The 26,934-nt window shown below is 57.9% G+C and carries 18 protein-coding genes and 1 pseudogene; 2 read left to right on the top strand and 17 right to left on the bottom strand.

The window, feature by feature from the left end; genetic code table 11:
• Positions 1-267: 267 nt before the first annotated feature.
• A pseudogene (locus tag ABWV53_RS02185) lies at positions 268-1,080 on the top strand (ComEC/Rec2 family competence protein); the annotation flags it as partial.
• Between the two features lie 255 nt (positions 1,081-1,335).
• Here ABWV53_RS02185 and qatD read toward each other — a convergent pair.
• The 12 genes from qatD to ABWV53_RS02120 all read right to left on the bottom strand — a co-directional run bounded on the left by qatD (position 1,336) and on the right by ABWV53_RS02120 (position 16,433).
• Positions 1,336-2,070, bottom strand: a complete 735-nt coding sequence (qatD, locus tag ABWV53_RS02180; protein ID WP_353362742.1) for a Qat anti-phage system TatD family nuclease QatD — start codon at positions 2,068-2,070, stop codon at positions 1,336-1,338.
• On the bottom strand, positions 2,070-3,206 hold the full coding sequence (qatC, locus tag ABWV53_RS02175) for a Qat anti-phage system QueC-like protein QatC (protein ID WP_353362740.1): 1,137 nt from the start codon (positions 3,204-3,206) through the stop codon (positions 2,070-2,072). Before qatC ends, qatD begins: the two co-directional genes overlap by 1 nt.
• 125 nt (positions 3,207-3,331) lie before the next feature.
• Entirely contained in the window at positions 3,332-4,168 is an 837-nt protein-coding gene (gene qatB, locus ABWV53_RS02170) for a Qat anti-phage system associated protein QatB (RefSeq protein WP_353362442.1), read from the bottom strand.
• On the bottom strand, positions 4,168-6,081 hold the full coding sequence (locus ABWV53_RS02165) for a KAP family P-loop NTPase fold protein (RefSeq protein ID WP_353362440.1): 1,914 nt from the start codon (positions 6,079-6,081) through the stop codon (positions 4,168-4,170). The genes qatB and ABWV53_RS02165 overlap by 1 nt, the downstream gene beginning before the upstream one ends.
• Positions 6,082-6,608: 527 nt before the next feature.
• Entirely contained in the window at positions 6,609-6,887 is a 279-nt protein-coding gene (locus ABWV53_RS02160) for a hypothetical protein (RefSeq protein WP_353362438.1), read from the bottom strand.
• A 71-nt stretch (positions 6,888-6,958) separates the two neighbouring features.
• Positions 6,959-7,951 (bottom strand): helix-turn-helix transcriptional regulator, encoded by a 993-nt coding sequence (locus tag ABWV53_RS02155; RefSeq protein ID WP_353362436.1) that lies wholly within the window; start codon positions 7,949-7,951, stop codon positions 6,959-6,961.
• A 282-nt stretch (positions 7,952-8,233) separates the two neighbouring features.
• Entirely contained in the window at positions 8,234-8,899 is a 666-nt protein-coding gene (locus tag ABWV53_RS02150) for a cation:proton antiporter domain-containing protein (RefSeq protein WP_353362434.1), read from the bottom strand.
• Between the two features lie 292 nt (positions 8,900-9,191).
• Positions 9,192-9,875 carry a hypothetical protein gene (locus tag ABWV53_RS02145; protein ID WP_353362432.1) on the bottom strand — a complete coding sequence of 228 codons (684 nt, stop codon included), beginning with the start codon at positions 9,873-9,875 and terminating at the stop codon, positions 9,192-9,194.
• A gap of 448 nt (positions 9,876-10,323) precedes the next feature.
• Complete coding sequence (locus ABWV53_RS20280; protein ID WP_502903810.1) at positions 10,324-11,595, bottom strand: TniQ family protein; 1,272 nt, start codon at positions 11,593-11,595, stop codon at positions 10,324-10,326.
• Positions 11,583-13,280, bottom strand: a complete 1,698-nt coding sequence (locus ABWV53_RS02130) for an AAA family ATPase (protein WP_353362430.1) — start codon at positions 13,278-13,280, stop codon at positions 11,583-11,585. The genes ABWV53_RS20280 and ABWV53_RS02130 overlap by 13 nt, the downstream gene beginning before the upstream one ends.
• A gap of 5 nt (positions 13,281-13,285) precedes the next feature.
• A complete protein-coding gene (locus ABWV53_RS02125) occupies positions 13,286-15,586 on the bottom strand; it encodes a TnsB C-terminal domain-containing protein (RefSeq protein WP_353362428.1) in 2,301 nt (766 codons plus the stop codon).
• Between the two features lies 1 nt (position 15,587).
• A complete protein-coding gene (locus tag ABWV53_RS02120; protein ID WP_353362426.1) occupies positions 15,588-16,433 on the bottom strand; it encodes a TnsA endonuclease N-terminal domain-containing protein in 846 nt (281 codons plus the stop codon).
• A 261-nt stretch (positions 16,434-16,694) separates the two neighbouring features.
• Between ABWV53_RS02120 and ABWV53_RS02115 the strand changes: the two genes are divergently transcribed.
• Complete coding sequence (locus ABWV53_RS02115; RefSeq protein WP_353362424.1) at positions 16,695-16,994, top strand: DUF6471 domain-containing protein; 300 nt, start codon at positions 16,695-16,697, stop codon at positions 16,992-16,994.
• Positions 16,995-17,400: 406 nt separating this feature from the next.
• Here ABWV53_RS02115 and ABWV53_RS02110 read toward each other — a convergent pair whose 3' ends face one another.
• From ABWV53_RS02110 to ABWV53_RS02090, 5 genes are all read right to left on the bottom strand, one after another.
• Positions 17,401-21,153, bottom strand: a complete 3,753-nt coding sequence (locus ABWV53_RS02110) for an SNF2-related protein (RefSeq protein ID WP_353362421.1) — start codon at positions 21,151-21,153, stop codon at positions 17,401-17,403.
• A gap of 9 nt (positions 21,154-21,162) precedes the next feature.
• The gene (locus tag ABWV53_RS02105; RefSeq protein WP_353362419.1) at positions 21,163-22,863 is read right to left on the bottom strand and encodes an EH signature domain-containing protein; all 1,701 of its coding nucleotides are present in this window, start codon (positions 22,861-22,863) and stop codon (positions 21,163-21,165) included.
• Complete coding sequence (locus ABWV53_RS02100) at positions 22,860-23,570, bottom strand: OmpA/MotB family protein (RefSeq protein WP_353362417.1); 711 nt, start codon at positions 23,568-23,570, stop codon at positions 22,860-22,862. The genes ABWV53_RS02105 and ABWV53_RS02100 overlap by 4 nt, the downstream gene beginning before the upstream one ends.
• Before the next feature lie 3 nt (positions 23,571-23,573).
• The gene (gene zorA / locus ABWV53_RS02095) at positions 23,574-25,631 is read right to left on the bottom strand and encodes an anti-phage ZorAB system protein ZorA (RefSeq protein ID WP_353362415.1); all 2,058 of its coding nucleotides are present in this window, start codon (positions 25,629-25,631) and stop codon (positions 23,574-23,576) included.
• Between the two features lie 279 nt (positions 25,632-25,910).
• Entirely contained in the window at positions 25,911-26,741 is an 831-nt protein-coding gene (locus ABWV53_RS02090; protein ID WP_353362413.1) for a helix-turn-helix transcriptional regulator, read from the bottom strand.
• Between the last annotated feature and the right edge of the window lie 193 nt (positions 26,742-26,934).

Genomic DNA, 26,934 nt, shown 5'->3' with positions numbered 1-26,934 from the left:
CTTGCAGTCTTGCGGATGGAGGAAAAGTGGATGGAAGGGAGCGAGGGCGGCTCCACGGCGGGCTGGGCCCGGTGCGGCCGCCGCCCCCGAGGCCCGGTGTGGCCGCCGCCCAACCTGCGCCAAGTGTTACATAGCGCGGACCGCCCGCCACCGCTCGCGTGCCCTTGGCCTTAGCATGTCCGCATGCCTGCCCATGGCTCGACTCCAGCCTCCGCTCCACCGCTTGCCACGCAGCGCGGGCAGGCGGGCTGGCTGCTGCCGGCGCTGCTGCTGGGCGCCCTGCTGGGCACGGCCCTGCAACTGCAGCAGGCGGCGCTCTGGCCGGCCGGGGCTTACGCGCTGCTGGCCGGGGCGGCGCTGGCGGCCGGCGGCGGGCTCGCCTTCGTACCGGGCGGCCGGTGGCGGCGCCATGTCCGGGCGCTGTGCGTGGGCGCCGGCCTGGCGTTCGCGGCGTGCGGGCTGCGGGCCGGCGTGTTCCTCTCGCACGCGCTGGCTCCCGCGCTGGAGGGCCGCGACGTGCGCATCACCGCCGTGGTGGCCGCCATGCCCCAGTCGCTCGAAGGGGCGCTGCGCATGCGGCTCGCGGTGGAGTCCGCGCGGCTGGACGGCGCGGCCGTGCGGGTGCCGGAATCGATCGACGTGTCCTGGTACTTCGGGCCGTTCATCCGGGACGCAGGCGGGGGGACAGGTGCGGGTGCGGGTGGAGGTGCATTGTCACTGGCGGTGGCGGAACTGCAGAGGCCCCCGCCCACGGTGCGGGCGGGCGAGCGCTGGGAGCTGACCGTGCGCCTGAAGGCCCCGCACGGCGCGCGCAACCCGCACGGCTTCGACTACGAACTGATGCTGTGGGAGCAAGGCGTGCAGGCCACGGGCTATGTGCGCGCCGGCCCGCGCGATGCGCCGCCCCGGCTGCTGGCGGCCACGGCCCGCCACCCGGTCGAGCAGGCCCGCCAGCGGGTGCGCGACGCCATCCTGCAGCGGCTGGCGAGCGAAGGTCCCGCAGCGGACTCCGCGGCCGCCCGGCGCGCCGCCGGCGTGGTGGCGGCCCTGGTCACCGGCGACCAGCGCGCCATCGACCGCTGGTCGTTGACAATCAAGTCCTACGCTGGCTTCCCTCTCAAGCCAAAAGCGACTTGGTAAGTTTTGACAAATGGAGCTACTTTGCTGTTGTGGTTGGTGACCAACTGATGGTCAATCAAGTCCTACTCTGGGGCGGCACGACAGCAGCTCTGGCCTTTGCCGGTAGCGGGTCCGTTTGCACCAACACAGTGCCGTGCCTTGGTCGCGTCGGCCATTGAAGCGGGGGGCTCGCACTCCATAAGCTCAAGTCGGAATTCAATCGCTTAGTAGCTGTAGCAACTGGCGGGAATTCTCTTGGAGATTGCTGGCCGCCTCTTCCTTGGGGACCTTCCAAGTTGCGCTCACGAGCTCGACTGTGCGGTCTTCGCACCAGGGCATAAGTGGTTCGCCATCTATGTGGGCAAACGGGCCATCACTTTCAGGAACTACACGGTTCTTGGGCATCGCAGCAACAAGGCGACGGCAATTCGCCGAGGCGAACATGGCGGGGCCAACACTGAACCAGCAGCCCATGGCTGCTGCACTTCGTAACTCTGAAATCGACCCTGAGAACCAGTGCATGACTGCAACTCCGAAGGCAGGGTGTCGGGCGAGTTCGCGAAGTACATCTGAAGCGGCAGCCCGAGAATGGATGCTTAGGACGCGTCCCCCGAGTTCGGCACTGCGGGCGACGACTGCGGCAAATATCGACTGCTGGATTGCATAGCTCACCTTGTACCTGGCCGACCCATCAAGTCCAACCTCCCCGACCCCCTTGCACTGGGCCATTTGCTCAAGCAAGAGATTGATTTCATTGGCACGCTGCCCAGCAATCTCCGGATGTAGCCCTGGAGAGATGAGCACCCTTTCTGAGCGACCAAGAGCCGCAGATGTTGCCGCGAAGGCCTTCGGGCTTGTTGTCACCAACCAAGTGAATTCATTTCGCAGTACTGCCTGCCTGTACACCTCCCTTGGCTGCTTGTACAAGTCTAGGTGGCAGTGAAAGTCCATCACAGTAGACCATCTCCAATGAGCAAGGCTTCGAGTTCAGCCAACCCTTTCTCAAGAGTCTGTCGGTAGAAAGGTCGTTCCGAGGCTGTAGCGAAGGCGAGCGAAGCACCGAGGAACCGGTCAATACTCTTGTCTCTAGCGGCCAGAACCGCAAGGGCTGCTGCCATTGGGTCGTCCGGGCCGCTGGACTTCGCGGAGCTAATGAGGTTCGAGTGCACGTAGTTGGTGGTATCTTTGTTTGGGCCTCCCCACTTGAGGAAGGATGCCCGACGAATCATGCATGGGACACATCGGCCACAGTGCGTCCTGTTGTATGTACGGTACCGCCCACAGCTAGTTGTCGTGGCGGCAAGTTGGTTGAGCTGAGCCTGGTTCTGGCACTCGGAAAGCATCTCCCCTTTGGTCTTAAACTTGTACGGAAGCTTGAAATTGACCAGCACACCGAGCCCATCCAGCAGTTGCTGCATTTGCCGAATGAAAAGGGGATGCGTGGTCTTTGTGCTCAGGCTTCCCATGCGTCCAGGTACGAGAGGTGGGTTGATGCAGATGAAGCCGTTTTCCGGGACGAAGATGTCCACGGGCATGCCCGGGATACGCGACGCTGCAAGCACTGCGAACGCATAAAACGCCAACGAGCGCCCTCTGGTCGACGTCTCACGCTGCCCGGTAAAGCTAATCTTGTGGCTCCATTGGCAATGCGTTGCCGAACGACCAAGAGCCGTGGCATAGCGAATTTGCTTCTCCGAGTCTTCGTGAGCCAACTGAGATACAAACATGGGCCGTCGGCCCTGCGCAACGAGGTCGATGCCACCAATAAGGCTATCGAGTCCACCAGACAGAAGCGAAACGCAGTCGCTATCGTGAGGCCTGGGCTTTCCATTAGGCGGAAGCTGCCCTCCATCGACGAAGTGGAGTGTCCAGTAGTCACCGGTAAGGACCTTCAGCATGTGTTCAACATGTGCAATCCATGGCTGCCAGCGGACAGGTTCAGCCATTGCTACAGTCAGGTCGATAGTCCGAGTCCACCCATCAGCGCTGGTTGACCGAAGACACGCCAGGTCAGCCGCACAGACCGCAAGACAGAGCTGAACAAAGTCCCAACACGCAGGGGAAGGCGAGTAGCCCTTGCGCTTGATTGACCCTCTCCAGCCCTGCGCGATGGTTCCGACGCTTTCCCGCTTTGCGCTCTTGTTGAAGGTGAAGACGCGAGTATCAGGAGGAAGCTGCGCTGGCAGCTGCTCAACGGTGGTGCAGAGAATCTTCATTCGGAACCGAACACTTTCCATGCCATTGAGTGGACATTCTTTGCCAAGGCTTCTGGGGTTTGGCCCTTCATGCCGGGTTGCTCCATTACGACGCGGACCTGTCCCTGAACGTACTCGCGCATGTCATTTCTAAAATCCTGAATCTGTCGCGCGTCGTACTTGAGCTTCTCGTAGGACTGGCCCAACTGTAGGTCCATGCGGTTGCTAACCTCGTTCGCCACTGTGATTGCGATGACTTCGTCAATCTGCTCGTTGGTGAGTTGGAAAATATCTACGCCAGGGTTGGCTTCATAAAGCTCGGCAAGCGCATCTGTGGCGGCGTTGCGCAATGACTCGTCGTCGAGGCTTCCGGAGTTGGGCATGACCTCCTTGATGATTTCAAGGATGAGCTCGTTGGCTGGCAGGTTTTGCGCCCGAACATTGGCGACCCAGTTCGTAACTTCTTGGTTGGTTCCGTCACGGGCGGCGGCCAAGAAGCTACCCAATTGCCCTGCGCCGGCGGCAGTTGCTCGCGTACTGCTGGTCGCTCGCCGGGAGCCACCCATCCCGGAGTTGACCATCTTGCGGACGGCGGACTTCAGTGCGCTTCGTCCTCCGCCACCTAGGTACGAAGACAAGCTCGCCTTCGCCGAGCCGTAGCGAGGGCTCACGGAAATGGAGTCAGATGTGTCCTGGCCGTCCGCGCCATCGCCATCGCCAGATTCGCCATCGCCCTGCCCATCCGGCGAGCCGTCGCCACCGCCACCTGCTCCACTACCGGAATCAGGTACTAGCCATTCTGGGTCGAAAGGGGACCCCTTCTTGCCGCCCTTAGAGGATGTGGAGGTACCCATTACTTCGACTTGCCTTTCTCACCGCGGATGGCATTCTTGGTTAGCTGTGACGAGTTCGTGTCCGCGAGCCAGTTCTCAACAATTGGACGAGCCCACTCTTCCGCATATAGCTTGGGGATAATTCCAGGGCCAACGTCCTTTACGGGGGCCTGCGAAAGCAGTGCGGATGCCTTCGCTCCAAGCTCCTTGAATGTGCGGCACGGCTCTAGGAGCATCACCATGTCCTCGTTTTTCTTCCAAGTACGTTTGCCCGTTGAGAGCTGCCAAGCCCGCTCCATCGCAAACTGCGCTTGCACCGCACCTGCCTTCTGTATGGCGGCGGTCAGCGCCTGATTTCCTGTACGAGCGACCAAGAGAGCATCCCTGAGCTCACGGCCATCTGCGTTCAACTCATCAATCCCAAAGTCGCGGACCACGGTGTCGCGGCTAAGGTGAAGGAGGGGGCGCAAATCCAACTCGCCGAGCCTGGGCTCAAGAAGCAGCCAGCCTGGCGCAAACTGGGCCTTTGTGAAGAGGTCTGGAAGCTGTGTACCCTTTGCCGCTGCTTCCTCGGCCTGACGAAGCAGTTCCACGCGACCATCCTGCTTGGATGTGACCATGCCGGCGAGGGCATTGGCCAACTCGCTATCACAGCGTTCGACCAGGTGCCACTTAGCCAGCGCCGGTATGTCCAGGTCGATGCCCTGAGGCTCCGCTAATGCCTTCCTCAAGTAGACCGTGTTTAAGAAGCGCTTCATCAGGCGGGGATTGCCAGCCACATCGCTGGACTGACTGAGCAAGGGGGCCAGACCTTCAACCAAGTTCATGAGCTTTACCATTTCGGCGTTGCTTGGGCCGACCGTGGCGACCAAGAATTCCGATGTGATGGCTTCGCCTTTCCAGCTAGCTCTCAGACGTTCAGGAATGGCCTCTAGCGCGTTATTGAACTGAGCCTTATCGAACTGTTCCTGGGCACAGGCATGTTGCATGAGCAGAAGAGCGAGGTAGGCCTTTACCTCGTTGAGGCCAAGCCTCGGAACCATCAGCGGTACCTGTATAAGCTTGTCGAAGTAGTTCGTCGCGACGTCCTTGGTAATGCCGCTTTGCGCGAAGTGAACGCGCACCGCACCCTCAATGAAGTCGTTGTCCGCCGCCACAACAAAGGCGCTGCGCTTGAGGAACAGAAGCAGCCGGATGGACTCCAGTGTCGCGATGGCCGTTTTCGGAAGGCATCGGTCCAAGTCATCGACAAAGACCACCAAGGTGATTTTGAGTTCCTCCAGAAGCTCTTCCACCGCCTTGCGAAAAAGATGAATCTCACTAGGTAGTGAGATAGGCTCTCCGGGCTTCAGAAGGCCGTCAAAGTCCTTGCCTTCGACCTTTTCGACTTTACTGTCGTTGCTGTCATCTCCGAATCCGAGAAACCCGGCGACTTGCATCACAGCCCTACCGGCAACACCAATTGGGACGCCTGTGGCGACCGTTGCGGCAAGCTCTCCCCCCATCTGGGCAAGCCTGAGGACGTTGATGCGAGCAATCAGGCGCTTGGCCTTCTTGAGCAGACCTTCGTCTTTGCCTGCTTGCCGGAGCAACTCGTCTCCAACTTGCTGTAGCAACGCGCTGCGGGCACCCTCAAAATCCTGGTAAAGCCAAGGATTAAAGGTGACTACCACATAGGTATTCTCCTCGTCGCTATCGACTGGTTTGGGCGCTGTGGTTTGCGCTGTTCCTGATGACGTCCCAGCGGCTTGGACCGGCTTGGCACTCAATCGCTTCTGAACCATCCGGACAAGCGACGATTTGCCTGCCCCCCATCCGCCAGAGACACCGATTGAAATCGGCTCCCCCTTTGCCTGCCTCAGCAGATTTGCGCAGGCATCTGCGACGACACCAAAGTTCAGGTAATCAACGGTTGTTTCGTTGTCATGCCACATTGGCAGTTCTCCTCCCCAGTAAGACTACCTCGGTTAGTGTGCTGGACCGTGGTTGACCTGCTGCCGCCACCTGAGGCCTAGCCAAGCCGAGCCGTCCGACAACAGGTGTGTTGAAGGAGCTCTGCGGCGAAGGGCCCTGTCGAGCATCAAGATTCAAACCGAAGGTGACATGCATGGCGCGTAAAGCAAGTAGCGCAAGCACCTCGAGGGGATGTGCCTGCGCGGGCTAGGCAAAGGGCAACATCATCAAGTTCCGTATTCCACTCCCCGGAGCGTCAACCCGGCTGGTCTGATGAAAGTCGAACGCTGCCCGGTCTCCCGAACAGCGTGTTGACTACTTGTGCTCCTTGCGGACGCCCTTGAAGGGCTCGCCGTCCTTCTTTTGGTCCATGAAGCGACCGTTGCCGGCGTCGCGCTTGGTCCAGGTCTGGTTGGTGGGATTGAACACTGCGAGCGGTCGCGCACAGCGCCGCGGCGGGCGTTGTCTCCAACGGGGTCGTTTTTTGCCATTTCAGTCTCCTGTGTGGTTACGCGTTGAGGGAGTGGGTCCAGCTCGGGAGCCCACTGCGAGAAAGGAAATCCACCAGGGGTGGGCTTCCGAAGAACTGCAGCCGTCTGCCGGACATGAAGGCGAGGGCTGCTTGGTCGACGCGAAGGTTCGCACCCCGCGCTTTGGCCGTCAGTTGGGCCAGCAACTGGGAGTTGTCATCCCGGGAGCCAGAGGACGAGCGGGCATCGAAAACGGCGAAATTAATCCAGCCGCCGTTCTGTGCACGCTCCCGAATATGGGCGAAATTCACTTTCATCTTGCACTCCTAGCCCGGAAAACGTCGAGCATGGAAGGCATTCTTGCGAGTGCACTGGTTCAAATAACGACCTACTGAACAGCTGCAGGAAGATTTTTCGATGCTGCGGCGCACAATGCGGCGTGTAGGCGCTGTCGCAGTTCCGGGGGCTCCAGAATCTCCACTTCCGGGCTGTGGCGCAGGAGGTCCATCAACAGCTCTTGGTCGTTGGAGTATGGAATTTCAAGGACGTAGCTGCCGTCCTCGAGGAGTTCGTTTGACTGGTCGTGGTGCCAAGTCTCCTTGCTGACCCATTGCGCTCGCTCTGGGGTGAACTTCAAGCGTGCGCGGTGGGCCGCTTGGCCGGCAAAGATGCCGTAGCCGCTACGGAAGTGCTCCTGCATCTCGTCCTGGCTGACTTCCTGCGCGGGCTCATCCACAACGCGGACGTCGGCAACGGCTTCCAGTGCAAATGACCTGAGGGCATTGCGGGTGTGGCACCACGCGTCCAACATCCAGTTCTCGCGGTAGTGCACCAGCTGTTGAGGAGAAATGGTGCGCTCCGTGTGCTCCTTGCGGTCACGGTTGAGGTACCGCAGATGCAAGCGCTTGCCGTCCAGCAAGGCGCCGGCGATGAGTTGGAAGTGCTTGGGTTCAACCTTCCTGGGCGCGAAATGGATGAGCTTGAGCTTGCGTTCAATCGGCTTGGCCGACTTTGTACCTTCAGCGAGCAGGCTGCGGAAGCGGGATTTCAAGGGGCCGACATGTTCGTCCAGCAGGCCGGGCTGGACGCCCTCCACCAGATGAAGCATCGTCAGCAGAGCAAAGACCTCGGATGAGTTGAACCAAACTCCAGGAAGTTCGAACCGGCCGCCATCGGCCAGCTCGTCATGGATGACCCAGCCGCGCTGGCTGCGGTCCCAGTCAAGGGGGCACCCGAGCCGGTCTCGCAGAAAATCGAGGTCACGCTTTACAGAGGCCTTCGAGACCTCCAGCTCTGTCAGGAACGTATCCATCGACACTGCACCGTGCCGACGGATGAGGCGCACGATTTTGGTTATACGCTCGATGCTGACCTTCGACATGGCTTCCTTCTTCAAGTGGTCGCCCCGCGCAGGCGTGAAGGGGAAGCACACCCCTCACCGACTCGTCAGGCGATATTCCAATGCTCCTTCGAGGTCTGAGCGGCCTCGCGTGATACATCTTAGTCTGACTTGAAACACTTATACACACTCGTTTATAAGGAGTCGGAAGCCGGTTCCAAAAAAGGAAATTTCGCGGGAGTCGGGAGGGCTGGGGACCTCTATTGGCAGATTTCCAATGGGGGCTGTTGCCGGTTTTGTGGAAGTCAGCGCGTAGCTATTGGTCTACTTGCGCGGTTCACTCGGTTCTGGAATGCTGGTCGGCACTGAGAAATGCCGAATCATCCGGCCCAAAGTCGTAGCCTGCACGAGCAGGCTGAAGACGACCACGACGTAGGTCACGCCCAGGACCATATCGCGGCCCTGGAATTCAGGCAGCGAAAGCGCCAACGCGATGGAAATGCCTCCACGCAGTCCGCCCCATGTCAGAATTTTCACGGCGTGTGGGCTGACGCGTCGAAAGCGCCGCAGCACCGTCATTGGTGCGGCGACGCTCAGGCCGCGGGCAACAAGTACCACTGGAATGGCCGCGATACCAACCCAGATGTCCACCGCACGGAAGGACAAGGCGATGAGCTCCAGGCCGATGAGGCCGAACAGCACCAGGTTGAGCAACTCGTCGAGCAGCCCCCAGAAGCTGAACAGATGTTCACGGGTCTTTTCTGACATGTGTTTAGAGGCGCCGTGGTTGCCGACGACCAAACCCATGACCACCACAGCAAGGGGCGCCGAAACGTGCAAGCTCTCAGCGACGCTGTAGCCCGCCGTGGCCAGGGCCAGCGTGATGAGAATTTCCACCGGGTAGCTGTCGATGTCGCTCAGGAGGTAGCAGGCTCCGTAGCCCGCGATGGCTCCGAAAACCAGTGCTCCGATGACTTCACGCACCAGCATGCCGCTGACGCCTACCACCGACAATTCGGCTATACCGGCATCAAGTCCTCAGAGGTCACGAAGGTCGCCATTGCGTCCAAGGCCTCAATCAATCGCACCCTGATGCCGCCGGGTGACTTTATGGTCTTGGTCTGGTGCAATTATCGGATACAGCGCCTCCTCAGCGAACGGTAGTCAGCGAGGGGAAGGCTTGAGGCAAGCAAAACAGAATTTCGGTGTTCCACTTGAAAGCTATTAGTTTCATTTCGAGTTGTCGCCTAAGTTTAAGCACATCCTTGACATGGACAGAGAATCATGGTGCGGCATTTCGCATTTCATTTAGCCGTTCCATAACGCTGTTCAGTCTTGTGTCGGTCTTCCAGCGTCTTTGGGCGGTGGTTACTCTCGGCACGGGAACGTTATGCAGCGCTGCAACTTCATCCCAGGTCATGCTCGTATACCGCTTCTGCAAAATGCAGTCCAGTAGGGTCCTGTTATCGACCGGAATTTTTCCCTTTGGACTGGCCAGAAGTGGGCGAACCACCTCCCACTCTGCATCGGTGAGTTTTTGGTACTCTTTGCCCAAAGATGAACATTGCGGGTCGCGCTTACCCGCGCGCGAGTGAGCAGAAGCTTCGATAACTTGAGGGTGGCCCACGCCAAATTCAATTGGTTCCTCTTGCGCTTCTATTTTAAGAAGACTGAGTTGGGTCGCATATACGGTGGAGCCAACTCGCATGCCCCTCATGCTGACCGTTATGGATGCTTTTGGAAGCTCGAAATGCAATCGACCTTCCTTTGCGGCTTGATAGACGCTTGCCCAGGCTCGCCGGGCAGACGGGAAGCAGTAGAACCACGATAAGGGCGCCATAATTGTGCTGTCTCGAGTTTTCCTTACATCGCCAAGCGGACTGAGCGAGCGGACAAAATATTCGCCTTCGTTGCGTGCGAACACACAAACATCGTCCAGTGATTGTGGTTTGAAAAGCTGAGGCATCAGCACCCGGCCTGGCCGGATAAACGCTCGTAGAAAGACTAGAGCCGGGATGACGAGCCGTGTCCTCGCATTGAGAATAGACCAAGTTGAATGCCGAGATGTCTGCGCATATGGTCTATTAAATGCAAAAGCATATTCTTCGAATGTCGCCGTCTGGCAGTTGCTTAAATCTACTGTGACTATTCGCGCAACCTGGTCCAAGACTGGGAGTCCCCGGGATGGAAGGTCCTCAATGCTTATATTTATGCACTTGCTCCAGCCGACGACAGCATGCGCCGTAGGACTTCCTTCATGCCAATCTATACCTGTTATTAGTTCCACAATCTACATCCTTCTGTTTGAAGGTGTAGCGGCAGTTTTTATCTCGACGATGTGGCACGTCTAGCGGGCATCAATTTGATTTTCAGCTTCAAAGTTTGACCGCTTAACTCGCGGCTTGTAGGTCTGCTCAAACGCCTTCGGCCGACCTTTTGGTCACCGAAATAGATGATTTTTTACGCAGCCGATATTTGTAGACGAACGGCTTCTGCCGGCCCTCCTGGATTGCCAACAGCTTCTTGGCATGCGCCTCACGTCCGCCTGTCTTCCTTTGCGAGGCTTCCGATTTCTTGAAGGCTTCAATCTGTTCCAGCGTCAGTGGAAGTAAGGCCCGGTGATGCCGGAAGACTTGCCATTTTCCGGTGTCTTCCAGCAGGCTCTTAACGGTCACTATTTCCTGGCGGCAGATAGCCGCGTCGGCCCGCTTTTTCACTGCCGTGGCAAGCAAACGGTCTAACTTGACGGAATCGACAGGAGCCTTTCCCGGCTTTCGATAGGAGAACGATGAGGCCGTAGACTGGTAGTGCTCAAAGAACGCCGACAGCAGAACATGCTTGGCAGGTGCGAAGGGAACGCTGCATCGCTCTCGGACCATCAGCGCAGGCCATGCCTTCTCAACGGCGGCGTAGTCGCATCCTGAATCTGAAAGGTACTCCGGGCTGAATGCTTCCTTCAGTTCGAAGGCCATGCGTGTGCCTGCGACTAGCCCATTGGGCAGCGTTAGATTCAGGAATGTTGCTCGTGAGCGGTAGTTGCGGAGCCACTCCCTATGGTGCGTCCAGGTGCCATGACAGATGGCGGCGGATGTCTGCGCGACTTGGTGGAGCAATGCCAAAGAACAGCTTGGAGGCTCAGCTTGCCGACGTTGTCGATGCGGCAACGGCATCAAGAGATTCTGAGCCAAGGTTGTTGGACGAGTGCCAGTGCCATGTAGCGGGTTTCCGTGCTTTAGACACATCCGGACGCCCGGCAAGCAATGGACGCGATGCCAATAACTCTCCCCCTTTTCGAGGAGCTCCTCCCGCGCACACCAAGGACAGTATCGAAACGTCGGGAGACCATGGGTCACTGACTTCACCAAGGAAGCTGTCGAGCCTTGGTCGGCTGTGCAGCCAACCAAAAGCTTCTTCTCAAGACGGTGCACCTCTGCCGTGGGCATGAAAGCCACGGCGTACGGAAAAACGGTGTGACCCCAGAGCAGTGTCTTGGCGTCTGTGCGAGTTTGGATTGCAAGGTCCGGCAGATTGGTGGGTAGAAACATTGAATAGTTGCTCCTGCCCGGTGTGCCTAGAAGATGTGCGACCAACCGCTTAGGTGCCAGGCCATTGTGAATAACGGCCCGCGCCAGAACGCTTCCAATGAGCTCGTCCGGATAGGGAGTAGGTAAGCTCAGGCAGCCCAAAGCGCATTCTCGGGTTCTCGTACGAGTTGCAATGCGAACAACTGCTCAACGATTGAGGTGCGCTCTGTTGCGGCGCGCACGATGGCATGGCGGAAGTCGTCCGGACGATGTTCGATGCCCGGGAACGAAGGAATCGAGACCTGTGTCGATTCGACTTTGGACGAACCTTTTGGCTTGGAGTTTCCCTTTTTGACAGGTGCAGCCTTCTTCGCCAACTGAGCTGCTGCATCGAACATGTTTTTCGCGGTGCCGTCTCGTTCAACTTCCACCGCCAACACCTTTGCGTCTTCAACCGGCATGCCCAACGCCGTGCCAGCATTGACAAGCCGCAACTGGAAGTCAGGAGACCCTGGGCGTGCAGACGCGGCGCGGATACGGGTGAGGCGTTGCCGGCGTTCCAAGCCTTCCATGAGAGTTTCGACGTGCAGAGATTTCACGTCTTCGAACATCATCAACGCTTCGCGGTCGTCGTTACGCAGGGCTGTGACCATCGGATGCACCAGCGTGAACTGGCTTTCATAGACGGACCAAACTAGCTGAACGCTCAGCGTGTCGAGGTCATCCAGAATAGCGCGGGCCTGAACGACGATAAACAGTTTGATGGCCAAGTCGATGATGCCCTGAGTGCAGTCGTAGAAAGCATCGAGCAACTCAGGCGTGAGCCGTTGTGGCGTACTCATCCAGCAGTACCTCCATAGGCACTCCATAAAGTAGACCCACTCACCGTCAGCTTCGACAAGCTGCATCGTTGCCTCGTCCTGAACGACGTCATAGCGGGGTAGCGGTGACCAGCTGCCAAGCCCCATCCCCAGGCTTCTCCGTGCTTGTCGCATGTCCAAGCCCAACACCTTCTCCGCCTTTGGCGTGCCGATGTAGAGGACCGGATTCTTCGATTTGTTGGCCAAGGTCGTGAGTTCGGTCATGACGACCTGGTCTGACTGACCTCGGGTATTGGCGGCGTTTTGCACCTCGTCCGGAATGAGGAGTCCAACACAGTGCTTGTTCAGCAGGATGCGAACGGATGTCTGTAGGGCTGCGTCGGTGGCTCGTCCCTTTTTGAGATGGTCCTCGACATAGGTGTTGTCAGGGATGAGTTCTGCAATTGCATGGATGATGGCCGACAGCAAGGCCTTGACGCCCTTGCCATCCTTCGACATTTCAAAGTGCAGCCACGTAATCTGGTAGAGGTCCAGGTCTGGGTGATAGATGACTTGTGGGTATCTAGCCAAGCATCGCTGGATGGTGGTTGTTTTTCCCATGCCAGACACGCCGATGATGGACGCCGAAAGCTTAGGGGCCACCGTGTCGTAGCTTTGTCGAAACTCCCTTGGCTTCTGGGCATCCTCGTGGATTTCTTGGTAGATGCTCACGTGCTCGGGAGACATCGGACGTCGGCCGATGTAGCCCTCGCGCAGCATGTTGTCCAGCGTAAGCGCCAGTTCAACATGTGAAGTGAGTGGAACCATGACGTTATTCAGGCTGAGCAGTTCTCGCAGGCGGTCGTGGCGGGCCCATTGACGCGAGGATTCATCGAACTTCGGAAGGAATTCCAGCGATTCGATAACTTGCTCCTCGCTGAGTGGCAGCGGCAGCGCTTCAATGAGCTTGTTGCCAGAATAGCGTGCTTGCTGCTGCTGCTTGTAATTGGCGAGTTGGACGTGAGGTGGTAAATACGACGGTGTCATAGGGCTCATCGAATGCGCTGGCGAAACTCGGCCATGCGCGCAGCCAGCGGTGACTTATGCGGACCGGTGGTGGCTGCGATAGCTGGTGCGCCGGGCAGTTCGTCATTCGAGGACTTGGCCTGTTGTGCTTGATTGATGTGTATGACTTGGGCCGTCGGTCTTGCTGCCTCCGCGGGTTGAGGAGCAGTCCGTGGGTCTTCCGTGATGGCTGCCTGCATGTTGGAGATATCGACCAGAACGGCGCGTTCGTCCCTGAGCTCTTCTGCGCGGGCAGGTGCAACGTCCTTACGACGGCTAGAGCGCGATATGCCTTTTGTGATGGACTTCATCTCCTTCACCGCTGCATCAATGACGGGCTTCGTCAATTTGTGGAAATCGTATTGCGCCTGCCGTTTCACCTCGACAGCGTCCGCGGTGAGTTCTTCCACGTCGTGGAAGTGTTGAGCCACTTCCTTGAAGCTCATGCCTTCGAACTTGACGCTATCTTTGGTCAACTTTGCAACGAATGACTCGCCATTTCCATTCGGGGAGTAGAGGATGATTTCATCGACGAGCCGATAGTCGAACGCGACCTGGATAGGCATGCGCTTTTTCCGACCTTGAACGAGCCAGCCACGTTCTCTTGCCTCGGGGCAAGAGAAGAGAATCTTCTTGAATGAGACACCGTCCGCCGTGACCACTGCCTCTCCTCGTGGGAGTAATTCCGCTCTCACTTTCTCGAAGTTCATGCGGTCGAGCGAGCCCATGCGCCGCTGGACGCTGTGCTCAAAGAGTTCACGAGGAATCGGACGTTGGAGGTCCGTCACCTGGTCGTCGGTCAACGGGTAGCCTTTTTGCATCGTCTTGTTGTGCCTGATGATGGCAGCGACGATGATGGTGGTGAACTCGGTGATGTTTAGAGCCACGTCTTTGTCGACATTGATGCTGCGGCGCTTGCGTGCTTCCGCATCTGGGGCGTACCCGGGCGTATCCGGTGCAATGATGGCGTGCATCATCTTGAAGCCACATTCAACAAGTGGCTTCCAATCTGGCCGCAGGCCTGGAACATTTGAGATGGTGCTGCGCAGAGACATTCCGATTCTGCGGGCCTCCATGCTGACAAGCTCTCCTTGGTCCGCAAGGAACATTTCCGGCAAGACGCCGTGAGCCGGCCAATCCGTAGGGTCGTAGGGCAACCCGAGGCGCTCGCAAAGCGCATCCTTGTCTTCGCCAATACTCAGAATTGCCTGCATGGCCGCGGTGTAGCAGGCGTTCTCAAAACCCAGGTAGTAGCCAACAATGAGTCGGCTGTGGCGGTCGATGATGAGGTACAGCGTCGGTTTGCCTACGATTTTCAACCTGTCCTTTGTCGAGACTAGCTTCACGTCAACAATGGTGGCGTCGAATTCGTAGATGTGGCCGGCACCATGGCACTCAATCTGAATGGACCCTTCAGTCGCACGGTCTTCTTGAGCGAACCGCTTTTCGCCCTTGCGTCGGGAAAGTCGAACGTGCAAGGGGTAATTGGTTTTCAGGAAGCGAGATAACTGTCGGTAGCTCGGACACTCCCGCTCGGGACGTAGACATTCATCCCCGTTGCCATCAATGAATGTGTATCGTGTTTCATGGAGGTGCTGAAGGGTCGCCGTCAGCGTACGCTGCTTTCCTTCCTCGAAGTAGTACGCCTCGAGGACCTCACGCATGTTGTCCAGGTCATATTGTTCCAACTGATAGGGCTGCAATGCCGCTTCTCCGGCGTCTATCAGGTCGCCCTTTGCCTGGCGCTTGCGCCCACGCTTTGCCGTACCGACGACATCGAGTCGCCCGCACAAGCTGTACTTGCCGAAGAGAGCGTCCTGTGTTTGACCTCCTTGCCACCAGTCGCGCAGGTCTTTCAGCATCGTCTTGGGTGTGCCGCCCCCCGTCTGCTTTGAGCGCTGAATGAGCAGTGCATGCCTTGTCGTCGGATTGAGGATGGCAGGGTTGTCGACAAGAGTGGATATGCGCTCGTATGCCCTGAGGCTGAGCGCGATGCTCGCAGCCGACGGAGCGCGCCGGAAGGCTTTTGTTTTTGGCTGGAATAGGTCAGAGGATTCTCGACGGTTGACCGCCGGCTCAATGGTGTGTGCCTCGTACTCTGCATACAGCAGGTCAAGGTGCACTTCGAACGGAAGTGCCAATGGTTCTGTGAGATGGATAAGCCAGGCGCGTCCTACCAACGCGCACGTTGAATTTTTAGCCTTGCCCACGACTTCAATATGGAGGATGCGATAGAGACTCCCATCCTTGGACGCCACGACATCGTTTCTGAAGTAGGTGACACCCATATCAAGCTCCTCCCACCGCGCGAAGGCGTCCCGGGACAGCGGACAACTGAAAGCTCGCTAGAGGCGCGCGCTCCGGGCGCGGATTGTTGAGGTCCATCGACAACGCGCGGTTGGCCAGCAGCATGCGTGCTACGCGCATGCCTGTTCCAGCATCGATGCTGCAGCGCCTGTCGTAGTTCGTGCAGTAGTCCACCAGTGAGCCGGAAAAGCTGGTTGCTGCGAGGTCTTGCACCATGCGCGACTGATGCTCTTCATAGAAGCCGGCGTAAGGCTCTGCTGCATCTGGCTCGAGTTGAGCCTTCCGAATCCACAGAAGGTTTCTCACTTTGGCATGCGGCAGGCGCTCCTTGATGATGATGTCGTAGGAAAGCCCCATTCCCGAGCAGATGGCATGTTCGATTTCAAGGCGCGCCACCACCTCTGGAGTGAGCGCTTTCTGCTCTTTGACGCTGTACGCCTTCAGGACTTCCTGGCCTTCGACAATCCTTGTGACCAGGAAGTCGAGTGTCATGACGTACGGAACGTCAGTTCTTGGGTAGTACGGATGCGGCACACTGATTTCGTGAGCGATTTCCAGCGAGATGTCGCGGTCGAGCGGGAACTGCTCACGGATGTCAGCATTGTCTAGGCGCCATTCCAGCATCGCGAAGGTCTCGTTCTCGCCGTCCGAAAGTAGGTCGTGGTTGCGGCCTGTTCGATAGCTGTAGGGCGCATGCGTACGCCCTCGCGAATGGAAGTCCGTGATACGAACCCAGGGTTGATATGAGGCGTGGTGACCGCTTCCGCGTCCCTCGTTCTGGAGCTCGGCGATGCGTGCTTCGCTCCACTTCTTGATGCCGCGGCTCATTGCGGTTGCTCGATGGAATGGGGAGAGTGCGGCTGTGACGGGCTAAGAGAACAAGGGTGATGCATAGGGCTTACTTCAATTGAGGAACTACTGGAGAAGCGAACGTCGCTTCCTAGACATGGCCAAGGCGCATGCATGTCGTGTAGCGCTCAAGGTGTAGAAATTTCTATACGGATATCGCCGTATGTGATTTGTCAATGTATTCGATGAATATGCATCGTATACGATGTATTCTGCAAATAAGCATCATCAGCGACAAAAATGCATCGAATGCAAGGAAGACACACTGATATCGATGTGAAAACGCAACCAAAGTCCGCGGTGGACAAAGAGTGGGAGGCTGAGGCCAAGCAACTACTCAAGGCTGAGCTCGCGCGACAGGGAGTGACCTACCGAGAACTGGTCAGCAAATTGGAAGTCCTTGGAATCAAGGACGACGAGAAGGCTATCGGGAACCGCATCAGCCGAGGCAAGTTCACGCTAGTGTTCTTTCTTCAGTGCATGCGAGCCATCGGTGTCCAGCAGGTTGACCTGCGTGACAGAACACGGTCACGACTCTAGGCTTATTGCGAGGGGTACCGAGTTGGGTAAGCGAGGGGCGGGCCGCGGACGCTCGCTATCACGCTTCTGGACTTCTACGTCCGGCGATTAAGTATGCTGCGAGTCGTTGAGAGGCTTCGCTGGTCGGGGACAAGAAGTACCACATACCGGCTGCGGCGCCGGAGAATACGGATGCCTGTTCTTGCAATCTTGTTGCGATGACAAGAAGGCCGCGGAATGTCGCTACGCACCAGACGCTCAAGCAAGGCTGCTGAGCCGGCGAGGACTATAAATAGTTAAGAATTGGCGCTAACACTGCGGAGGATTGCTTGGCTGCGAGTATTCATGACCGGCGTGGTCAACAGGTGCATTCAAGCGGGCCAAGGAGGATTTCTAGCGTCAGGTCAGAAATCGCAGGGCTTCATGGCTATTGATTCGATGAGATATCGGACCACTCGGAATACAGCATTCTTTCAACCTCCAACATTGTTACCGGGTGGCGCCCCAATAGTTCTGCCAGATGACTTTGGTCCAGCAGTTCTACGGAGTTCAATGCGGCATTTTCATGCGCTTGCCTGTTGAAGAACTGGTTGGTGATGCAAACCTTGTCGAAGGCCACCATTGGATGCCGCCGCCGGTAGAAGGCTTCTCCGGTCACCACTTCCTTCACGGCATCCCAGTTCAGTGAGGTGCCTTGGTTTCCACTGGTTTTAGCCTGTACCAATTTCCCCTTGGACGACGCCAGCGCGACGACGTCCACCCCATTGTCTGCGGTGCCTGGAGTGCGATAGCAGTCGTATCCTTGCTTCGTCCATAGAACGCCAGTGAGGCACTCGAAGTGCTGCCAGCTCATGCGCAGTGCCATATCCAGGGTGACACGCTCATCAATATCCAAGCTATCGGCGGCGGGCACAACATCCGCAATATTGAAGTCGCCGGGGTTCACGTCGCCGGAACCATTGAGCATGTCTTCGGCTAAACCACGTTTGTAGGTGAGTAACCGGTCTAGTTTCACATCGAAAGTCGTGAAGTCTTCAGCCCAGACGACAGGGTAGTAGACATAAACGTCCTTCTTCTGACCGATGCGGTATGCCCGGTCGGTGGCTTGGTCCTCTTTGGCAGGGTTCCAAGTCCGGGTGTAGTGGACCACGTGATTCGCTGCCTGGATGTTCACTCCGAAGCCAACGGCCACTGGAGAAAGGACGAGGACACCGAATCCGGGAGCCTTTTGGAAGGCCTTGATGCGTTTTTGTCGGCTGGCGGTATGGCTGGCCGAGGCGCTTGTGTCGCCATTGATGATGTCTGGTTTGAGACCAAACTCAGCCTCAATGTAGTGCTGCAGGAGCCTCTGAATCTCCCGAAACTCACAGAATACGATAGCCTTTTCTTGCTTATTCTGCACTTGGCGTAGCTGCGCCAATAGCCAATCCAGCTTGGGAGCCTTCTCTCGGTACTGCTTGGTCGGCTCTGGCTTGAAGACATTCAGACCGTGCGGCCGCGGGTCGGTACAGACAAGGCGCAGGTAGTGCAGCAACCCCAGATGGTTTTTGAACGGCGTGGGGTGGTCTGGGTCGCCACGTTTCTTGAAACTGTCGATGGCTTTGGCGTACAGGTTGCGCTGCGTGCTGGACAGCGACAGCTTGCGGCAGTCCTCGACAACAATCTTCTTTGGCAGTTCAGTTGCCACGTCCGCTTTCATCCGCCGCAGAATTTGCGGAGCGATGCGAGTCCGGAGTTCCTCAACGCGGGCCTTCTCTTCATCCGTCTTGGCCTCAATTGGCTTGCGGTAGCGTTGCCCGAAGTCGTTGAGAGCACCGAGTAGGCCGGGCTGAACGAAGTCGAACAGGCACCACATGTCGGCAAGCGTGTTCTCCACGGGAGTACCCGTACAGGCAATCTTGAAGGCTACGTTCTGCTTCTTCGCGGCGCGGGTCACCATCGCCGCAGGATTTTTGATGCGTTGAGCCTCATCGCAGACCATCAGTGACCACTTCTGCGCAGCGAACGAAAACTCCAGGTCACGCAGGGTTTCGTAGGTGGTCAGAACAACCTTGGCGTCACCAACCCAGTTTGGTCGCAGAAACTTCACGAGCCCATCGTCGGTTTGCAGGCGCTGCTCCACCTGGGCGCGCGGCACTCGCAGAGGCGCCAGTGCATCACCGTAGGCGGTCAGCAGTGGAAGTGTGCCTTCCCGGAAGAACTTGCGAGCTTCCTCTGCCCAGTTCTCTAGCAGAGACACGGGCGCGACCACGAGCATGGGCTCAATTGAGGGTTCTTTCTCAATGAGGTATGCCATCAAGGCAAGCAACTGGAGCGTCTTGCCCAGGCCCATGTCATCGGCAAGGACCGCACCGCGCACCTGGTAGTCGCTCTGGAGGCTGAACAGATGCTGCATCCAGGCCAGGCCCTCCCGCTGATGCTTCATCAGGGGGTACTCGGGGCGAATGGCCTGCGGCACTTTTGGTTCGGACGGAACGGACTCCAACGCATCACGACGGAGTTCTTCGTACTCCAGTGCTTGAATATTTGCTCGCAATACGAGCTGCTTTTTCTGCGCGCTTGGCGGTGGTGGCGTCAGTGTTGGTGGCGGGACCGTCCTATCTTCGAGGTCTTTGAAGACTTCCTTGAACGTTTTGACGATGGCTGTCGCTTCATCCAGCGGGATGTCCTGAGGCAGCCAAGACGTCTTTACGGTTGATGCCCCGGATTGCTGTGCTGCAGCTATCGCTTTTTCCAACCGCTCAATGGCCGTCTTGTTTGTCGGAACGGCTACTGGCTCTCCACCGTCTGCCGGTTGGTAAACGACTACGGGTAGTACGTTCTCCGGGAACCATCCTTCTCCTTCGTCCTTTTTCGTGATGTAAGGGGAGTAGTAGGGCTTCTCGACACCGATGCCTTCCACGCGTGAGCTGTAGCCACTGAGGTCATGGACTTGGGCATACGAAACCAGGGTAGGCGGGGCGCTCCGCCGAGCGAGCGCTTCTTTCAGTTCCTCAAGATGGCGCTGTGTGTCGCCTTGGACCTCAAGGTCATATCCATGCCAGGCGACGAGTTGGAAGTTGCGGGCAAGTGCGGTGTGAAGGGTTCGAACGAACACGTTGAGTTGAGCATCGTCCAGCCATTCTTTCTGCGATGTTGTCGGACCACTGGTGTTGGCCGTTTCAATGAGCAAGCCCACCTGTAGGGGGTACCCCGAAGCGTCACGCTCAAACACAGGGGTAAATCGCTCGTATGCGAGTCCCGCGTCTTCACGGGCCTTCTCGAACTGAGACTCGACGATGACATCGACTGCGTCATCGCCCAACGTGGCGTATGGGTTGACCAGGAAGGCCTGGGCTCGGCTGCCTGCGACTCGCCGGCCGGGTAGTCGCTTGATTTCTTGTAAAACGGTGCGGACCTTGGGGGTCACCAGAATCTGGATGATTCCTTCCGGCGTGACGATGTCATAGCGGTCTCGAACGTCCTTGCTGCGGTCGAATGCGTCCAGCCAATCCGAAGGGGCTCCCTCGAAGCCAGGCTCTATCTCCACCACATGGTCGTTGTCGACCACTTCAGAGCGCCGCAGCCCTATCTCCAGCTTTTCTGGAGTCAGCACCACTGACCGATAAAGAAAATCGTCGAGCTGCGCACCTGCTTGAAGTGCGAGCTTTCGGATGCTGCCCCAAGCTTGGCGATGTGCGATATCGGTGCGCTCTGAATCGGAGCGTCGAGCAAAGGCAACAACCGCTTTGAAGAGCTCCCACTGCTTGGGTTGCATCAATTCCGAGCAGTCTTCGCGCGCCATCAGCGGACCCGTGAGCTCCCAGTCCTGAGGTGCTCCATCACGGTCTCGCCAACCTGCGATAGCGATGGAGAAGTTTTCGTCGGTCAACGAGTTACTGCTTTGGAGTACAGGTAGCGCCTTCGTGAAAGGAGGCGTAGACAGGACTTCGGGAAGCGAGGCATAGGCGGCATCGGTGATGGTGGCGTACAACGCATCCCATCCCAGAAGAAAACCATCTTCGACTTCGACCGCAAGGCCATCATCAGCCAACTGAGTAAGGAACCCGCCGACCATGGGGTCGCGCAGGTGTACGCCGCCGCCATGTCCGGGGCCACGAGCGATGACCAGGCCGGTCGGCGACCAGCGACGCACCCATTCGGACGGAGGTGCTGCGTTCTTCTTGAATAACTGGAACATGTGTTCTTCTTATCTCCACCAGCCCTTGTCAGCCTTGTGTTGGAAGCCCCAGGTGGACAGAATTTCGGAGACCTGTGGGTCGGAGTCATCTGTAAGGACCCAGAGGCTGCCGCCCTTGGGCGTTCTGTCCTCGATGCGCAAACCAAGTCGATTGGCCAGTTTGTTCAAGGCAAACCGGTTGTAGTGCCGGGGGGCCTCCGCGCCTGCGCCTGCGCCTTCAGCCGCAGGTTGCTCACGGGGTGGCATAACATTTTCGGGCGGTCGCGTTGCGAGGGGCTCCGAGGGCCGAGCTACGCGCGTCGCAGCGGTCTGGGGCTTGATGCCGAACTCCTCGCGTAACTTGGCGTCGAACATCTGTTCCCACTTGGACCAGCCGTTGATGCCATCTTGGTGGCTGAGCCACAGGATGCTGCGGTTCTTCTGTTTGAGCGAATTGTGGTCGTACTGCGGCAGGCGTAGCGGTTCAGCCGTGTCGAATGGAACGGACCTGCGGGCGTCGTACCCGTACAGGGCATTACCCATGCCACTGAACTCGACGGCGACCAGGTCGCCCATCCGCATGATGAAGGCGTTGTTGCTACCCGATGCGTCGAGATGACAAATGAGACCATCCATCTTCTTGCGCAGAGCAACAAAGTCCCGGTCACGGGCATTGCGCGCCGTCGACCCAAGGGCGAATTCGATGCGGTCGATAGCCTTGACGTAACGTGTCCAAAACTCCATGCGACGGCGGTCGCCCAGACCGTCCTCTGCCAGCTTGGTGAAAAAAGTTTCTATGAACTCTTTCTTGAGCCACTCGGAGACCATCGACCGTGCCTCGGGCACGACCCCGCCCCAACGTGTTTCATTAGAAGGGAGCCATGGATTTCCCCACCAAAGCACTGACCAGTCCCGCAGGTTCTGCTGCAGATGCATGCCGGGGACTTTCACGTACCTGTCTAGCAGCATGACGAGACCACGGTCTCGCAGCACATCGTTGTTTGCAAGTAGCTCCAGCATCCGGGGCAGCAGGCCTTTGAACTGGCTATCGCTCAGCTGCGTTGCTCCACGGATTTGGGCGAGGACAAGTTCGCGCAAGAACCAGGAGGCCTTGGCGATGCCCAGTTCTGCGCAGAGATGGTCGATGGCACTGGCATCGCCCCGCAGCAACTCATCGATATAAGGTGCGCAGGGGTTCTCTCCGAACAGTTGCCTGTTGCCAATGGCGGTGGCCACCCAGTCTGGGTTGACCTGCCTGTCCCTGATGAGGCTGTTCTTGTCGTGCAGATATTCGCGCAGCAGCTTCCAGTTGTTGCGGGCCGTCGCGGGGGCGTTGCCGCCGAATGCGTCGTAGGTGAAGTAGCTTTTCGCCAACCCCTGATAACAGCGACGGAAGGCGCTCGGACGCGCGGACCAGCTATCGACGCCACCAAGAACGGCCTCCAGCCGAGGGCGGTCTTCCAGGACACAGGACCCACTTGGCTTGTGCGGTAGACAAAGGCCCCAAGACAGCAAGTAGGCGTCCCGGAACGATGCGATTTCTTGGCTGTGCCAGAACCTGCACACAGCATCGAGTTGCTGGTCCTCGGACAAAGTTTGTGGAGCTGACCCTTTGGCGCGCGCTCGTATCTTCGTCAGTACGGCGTCGATTTCGGTGGAAACCGCCAGTGCGCGTGAGCCTTCTTCGGTCCCGGTCCGGAGCAGCGAAGCCAGATGGTCGAGCGGGCTCATCGCAGTGCACACTCTCCGAAGTTTCCGGACTCTACCGGCGCCGGCGCTCGGTGCTCGTTGATGCCCAGAAACTCCATTCGCATTTCTACCCGGCGGCTTTCTTCGTCGGTTTCCTTCGCAGCATTGAAGGAGTAGCCACCGACGAGAAAGAGGCTTCGGACGTCTTCCTTCTGCGGAGCCGACAGAACGCTGGTGCCGTTGGTCGCAAACATCGTGCACAGGACCCGTTGGCTGCGCTGCAGGCTGAGATTTAAGTTGCTCAGATAGGAACCAGTCTTGTCCGTGTACCCTTCAACGACAACGCGCTTGAGCACGCGTTTGCCCAAGTCTTCATTGGCCAGTGTGAGGATTTCCGGCACGAACTGCCGCAGGACGCTCTCCTGGTCCGAAGTCAGCGTGGATTTACCAAAGGCAAACCGGGCTCGGTCGCCGAAGTCGATAACGCGACGCTCCTTGTCGACCTTGATACCGTCATAGCGTTTTGCCGCTTCCGTGAACCGCTCGAGGATGCGTTCGATGTCCTTGCGGTGCTGTTCTTCCGCCTTCTCGCGTTCGGTCACGTTCTTCGTTACAGCGAGCAGCGCAACGCCCATCACCACGAGGAACAAAACCATCAGAGCCGTCATGAGGTCTGCAAAGGAAATCCAGAATGGTTTCTCCGCCTCATCTCGGCTGCCGCGTTTAATGATAATTTTGGACCCCACCATGGCTTAAACCCGTGCTGGCTTCATGTTGCCCATGGATGCAAGCGTCACTTCTAACTCTTGTACACCGGAGGACAGGAGGCCTACGGCTGCACCGAGCTTCGTGTGGAACTCTGTGTTGGCTTTCTCCAGGGTACGCCGAACTTCAGTGGCGAAGGTCGTATGGGCTTCACCAAGCACCCTGCTGACACCTTCCAAATACTCATCGGCCTGCTTCTGAGCGGTTCCCAATCGGGTCGCCGAACTCTCGATGCGTGCGAGGATGTCGGTTGTGAGAGAGGCCTCTTTCCTGGCGAGTTCGACAGTTTCTCGCAGTTCGGCGACCAATTGACCGACTGCGTCACGTTGGACGCGATAGTCACGCAAGAGGTCTTGCAAAGTGGAGGCCCCGGCTGTAAGTGCACCGGATGTTTCGGCGAGCTTGGCAGTGACGCTTGCCGCTTGTCCGAGCACGCCGGTGACACGCTCGCCCGCCACGGCGAAGTTTCGAGAGGCAGCTCCCAGTTGCTCGGCACCGGCGTTCATTTTGTCGACCGAGGTGCTGGTGGTTTGGGTTAGGACCGCGACGTTCTGGGCCATCTGCGTGGAGGCCACGCCGATTTCCTTGATGGCGGCCTCCACCGATTCGGACATGCTGTTGACGGCACTGGTTGTGCGGTCCGCCATGACTTGCTCACGAGCACGATTGCTTTCGAACACCGCAGCCTGAGAGTCGTTCAAGGTGGCAAGCATGCCCGCCACCTGGGCCCCGATAGCCTCCAGTGTGGTCTGAAGCTTGGTGTTCGTCTCTGACTGCGACGATGCAACGAGTTGTCGAATCTGCTCGATGAACGCAGCGGATTGGGCGTTCATTGCTTCTTGCCGAGCCTCCATCTTTTCAATGGCTTGCGCCATCCGCTCGGCCATTGTGTCTGTGGAACGTCGGCTTGATTCCTCCATGTTGGCGACGAGCATCTGCAATGTTCCGACAGCGTCTTGGATGCCCTTGGCTGTCTGCTGATTAAGGTCGCTGAGGCCGCTAATCTGCCCGCCGAACAGGTCATTCAAACGCTGGCTGAAGCTCGCCATGACGTCTTGGAGCATGCGTGCAGCCGTCGCGCTTTGGTCGCCGCTTGCAGACTTGACTGTGCTGGCTATGTCTTGCAGAGGACCTTGGAGACTCTGTTGGATGCTCTCTGCAATGGTGGCTCCCAGTGCCTTGTTGTCTTCCCGGGACGCGTCGACTTGCTCTTTCGAGGTCTGGGTTAGGCGGTCTACTAGCTGCAATTGGGCGTCTTTTGATGCAGCGATTTGAGCGGAAGTCAACTCCCGAAGCAGTTCGCCCATTTCCTTGACTAGGGCGTCCTTGAGAATCTTGGACTGGCTGGCGGAGTCCTCGGAGGCGCGTACGAGGCGCGACAGGTATTCCTCTCCAGCGCCCGAGTCGAATCTCGCATCGATATCGTGGGCAATTTCCTCGGTACGACGATAGAGGGAAGCCAGGAGCAGTTTCTCGATGAACGTCACGAGCATTGCTGCGGCAATGGCGGCTGCGGAGACAAGAAACGCCTCGCCCACGAGGTGCATGAGCGACTGCAAGCTATCCCGAACGGTGGCGGCGTTTTCGCTGACTTGGAACTGGCGCAGGCCTTCGATAAGCCCGCTGAAGGTGCCAATGATGCCGATGCCGGTGAATAGACCTGGGAGGTGCTTGAAGAACTCCGTACGAAGCCGGCTGTCAACCACGAATTGGCTGTTGAAGTACAGCTCGGCAGGCGCTGTTGCACGTGTTGCGATGATGGTGAGCTGCCCATCACGTTCCTCGCGCTGAATATGCAAGGAGTCTTGGTACTCCTTCCAAAGGTGTGCCAAACGCCGGTCTCGTGCAAAGACCTTCTTGAACTCCGAAGCGGAGTTCTTAGAGTCAAAACGCTTGATGTCCTTCTGAATAGACCTCAGCCGATTCCAGTGGAGGACGCCCGGGACGAGAAAGACCGTCAGGAATACCAAGATGAGGAATGCCAGCACAGCTCCGGTAGCCAGGACGGGAGTTGGAGCTGTGGCGAGAATAGATTGCAAGTTCACTTAGTCGGCCCTTCCACCGGCGTTCCGTTGACAGCCTTGAGTTCGGGAGCCTCGATGCCATGCGCATCGCAGTGCTGGAACAAGAGCATCTCCAGCATGTTGGTTTGGGAGCGTCGTTCCGTGCTGCTGCGGCTTCCAGCAACGCTTTGAAGCGCGCGGACACGCGAAAGCTGACGGAGACGTTCTTTCCCTCGGACATGGTGGGCTCTTCCCGGCTGTATAGAGCTCCACCATACATGTATCCAATGGTTTCTGGAAGTGGTACAAGCAGGGAAATTGCTATGTCTGTCGAACGAACCCTGGCATCAAGGCTTCGACTTCCGCACGGTTCCTGAGCGCGATTTGTTGTGCTTCGGGCTTGGCGGATTCAGCCAGTTCAAGCCGAAGGTGACGCAGCGCATAGAAGAGAAATGCTCGCCGGCAATGGAACTCCACCTGTCCATCTTCCATGCCGAAGTCGAGCTCAATTGCGCGCTTGTGGGATTCAGACAGTTTGGGGTGAGGAGTCAAAACCAACGGGACGATGGTGTGCCATTCCGAATCTTCTGCCGGATTGGCTATGCCTGGCTCGGTGCCAGTGACTTCGAGCATGCGTGCGATGACGAAGTCACGAAACTCCTTGCGCGTATGACAGAACGCGCGCGCGTGCCAGCGGAAGCCGTCATGAGCCAGGGCATGCGGCGCAATCGTGCGCAAGGTCGGCTGTGGACGTGTCATGGACTGGTATTGCACGCGGATAGCCGTCCCTTCCCTGATGGCGCGCAACAGTGCGAGCAGAACGTCGGTCCGAAAATTCCGACTGGGCGCCGGTACGGTTGCCACTGGAGGGCCCCAGGCCAGAAAGCTGCTTTGTTCAGCCCGCAGTCCTGCACTGTTCTCCAGTAGTTCGTTTAGGAATCGGCCCGCATCGCTGGAGGGATAGAGGGGCTGGAATTCGGGAGGCGCCGTGTAGACCCGAGAACTGCGGTCATACACGAGATTGCCTGGCGCCAGGCTGGTGTACTTGGCGATGTCCAGCGACGCTTGAGGTACGGATATACCGAAAAACTCCATGAGGTCGCTGCGGTTGAGTCGGCCGTTCCAGCGCAGGCGGAAGTCTATGAATTCCAAGCGGCGGTCCTGGCTCCACCGGCCAGAGGCGCGACCGGGGGCTTGTTCCGCTTTGGTGGGCGGCTTGGCATCTGGCTGTGTCATCCCTCGAATTGTCTCATGGGTACAAAAACTATACGAGAATAAAAAATAGACGCGAATAATAAATAGATGCATACTGGCGCAATTGGACATCAGCCTTGGAGGTCTCTGT

The sequence above is a fragment of the Acidovorax sp. FG27 genome, from assembly GCF_040365715.1.
In the GTDB taxonomy this organism is placed as follows: domain Bacteria; phylum Pseudomonadota; class Gammaproteobacteria; order Burkholderiales; family Burkholderiaceae_C; genus Paracidovorax.
The sequence above is the reverse complement of the archived record's forward strand: the minus strand, read 5'-3'. Positions and strand labels throughout refer to the sequence as shown.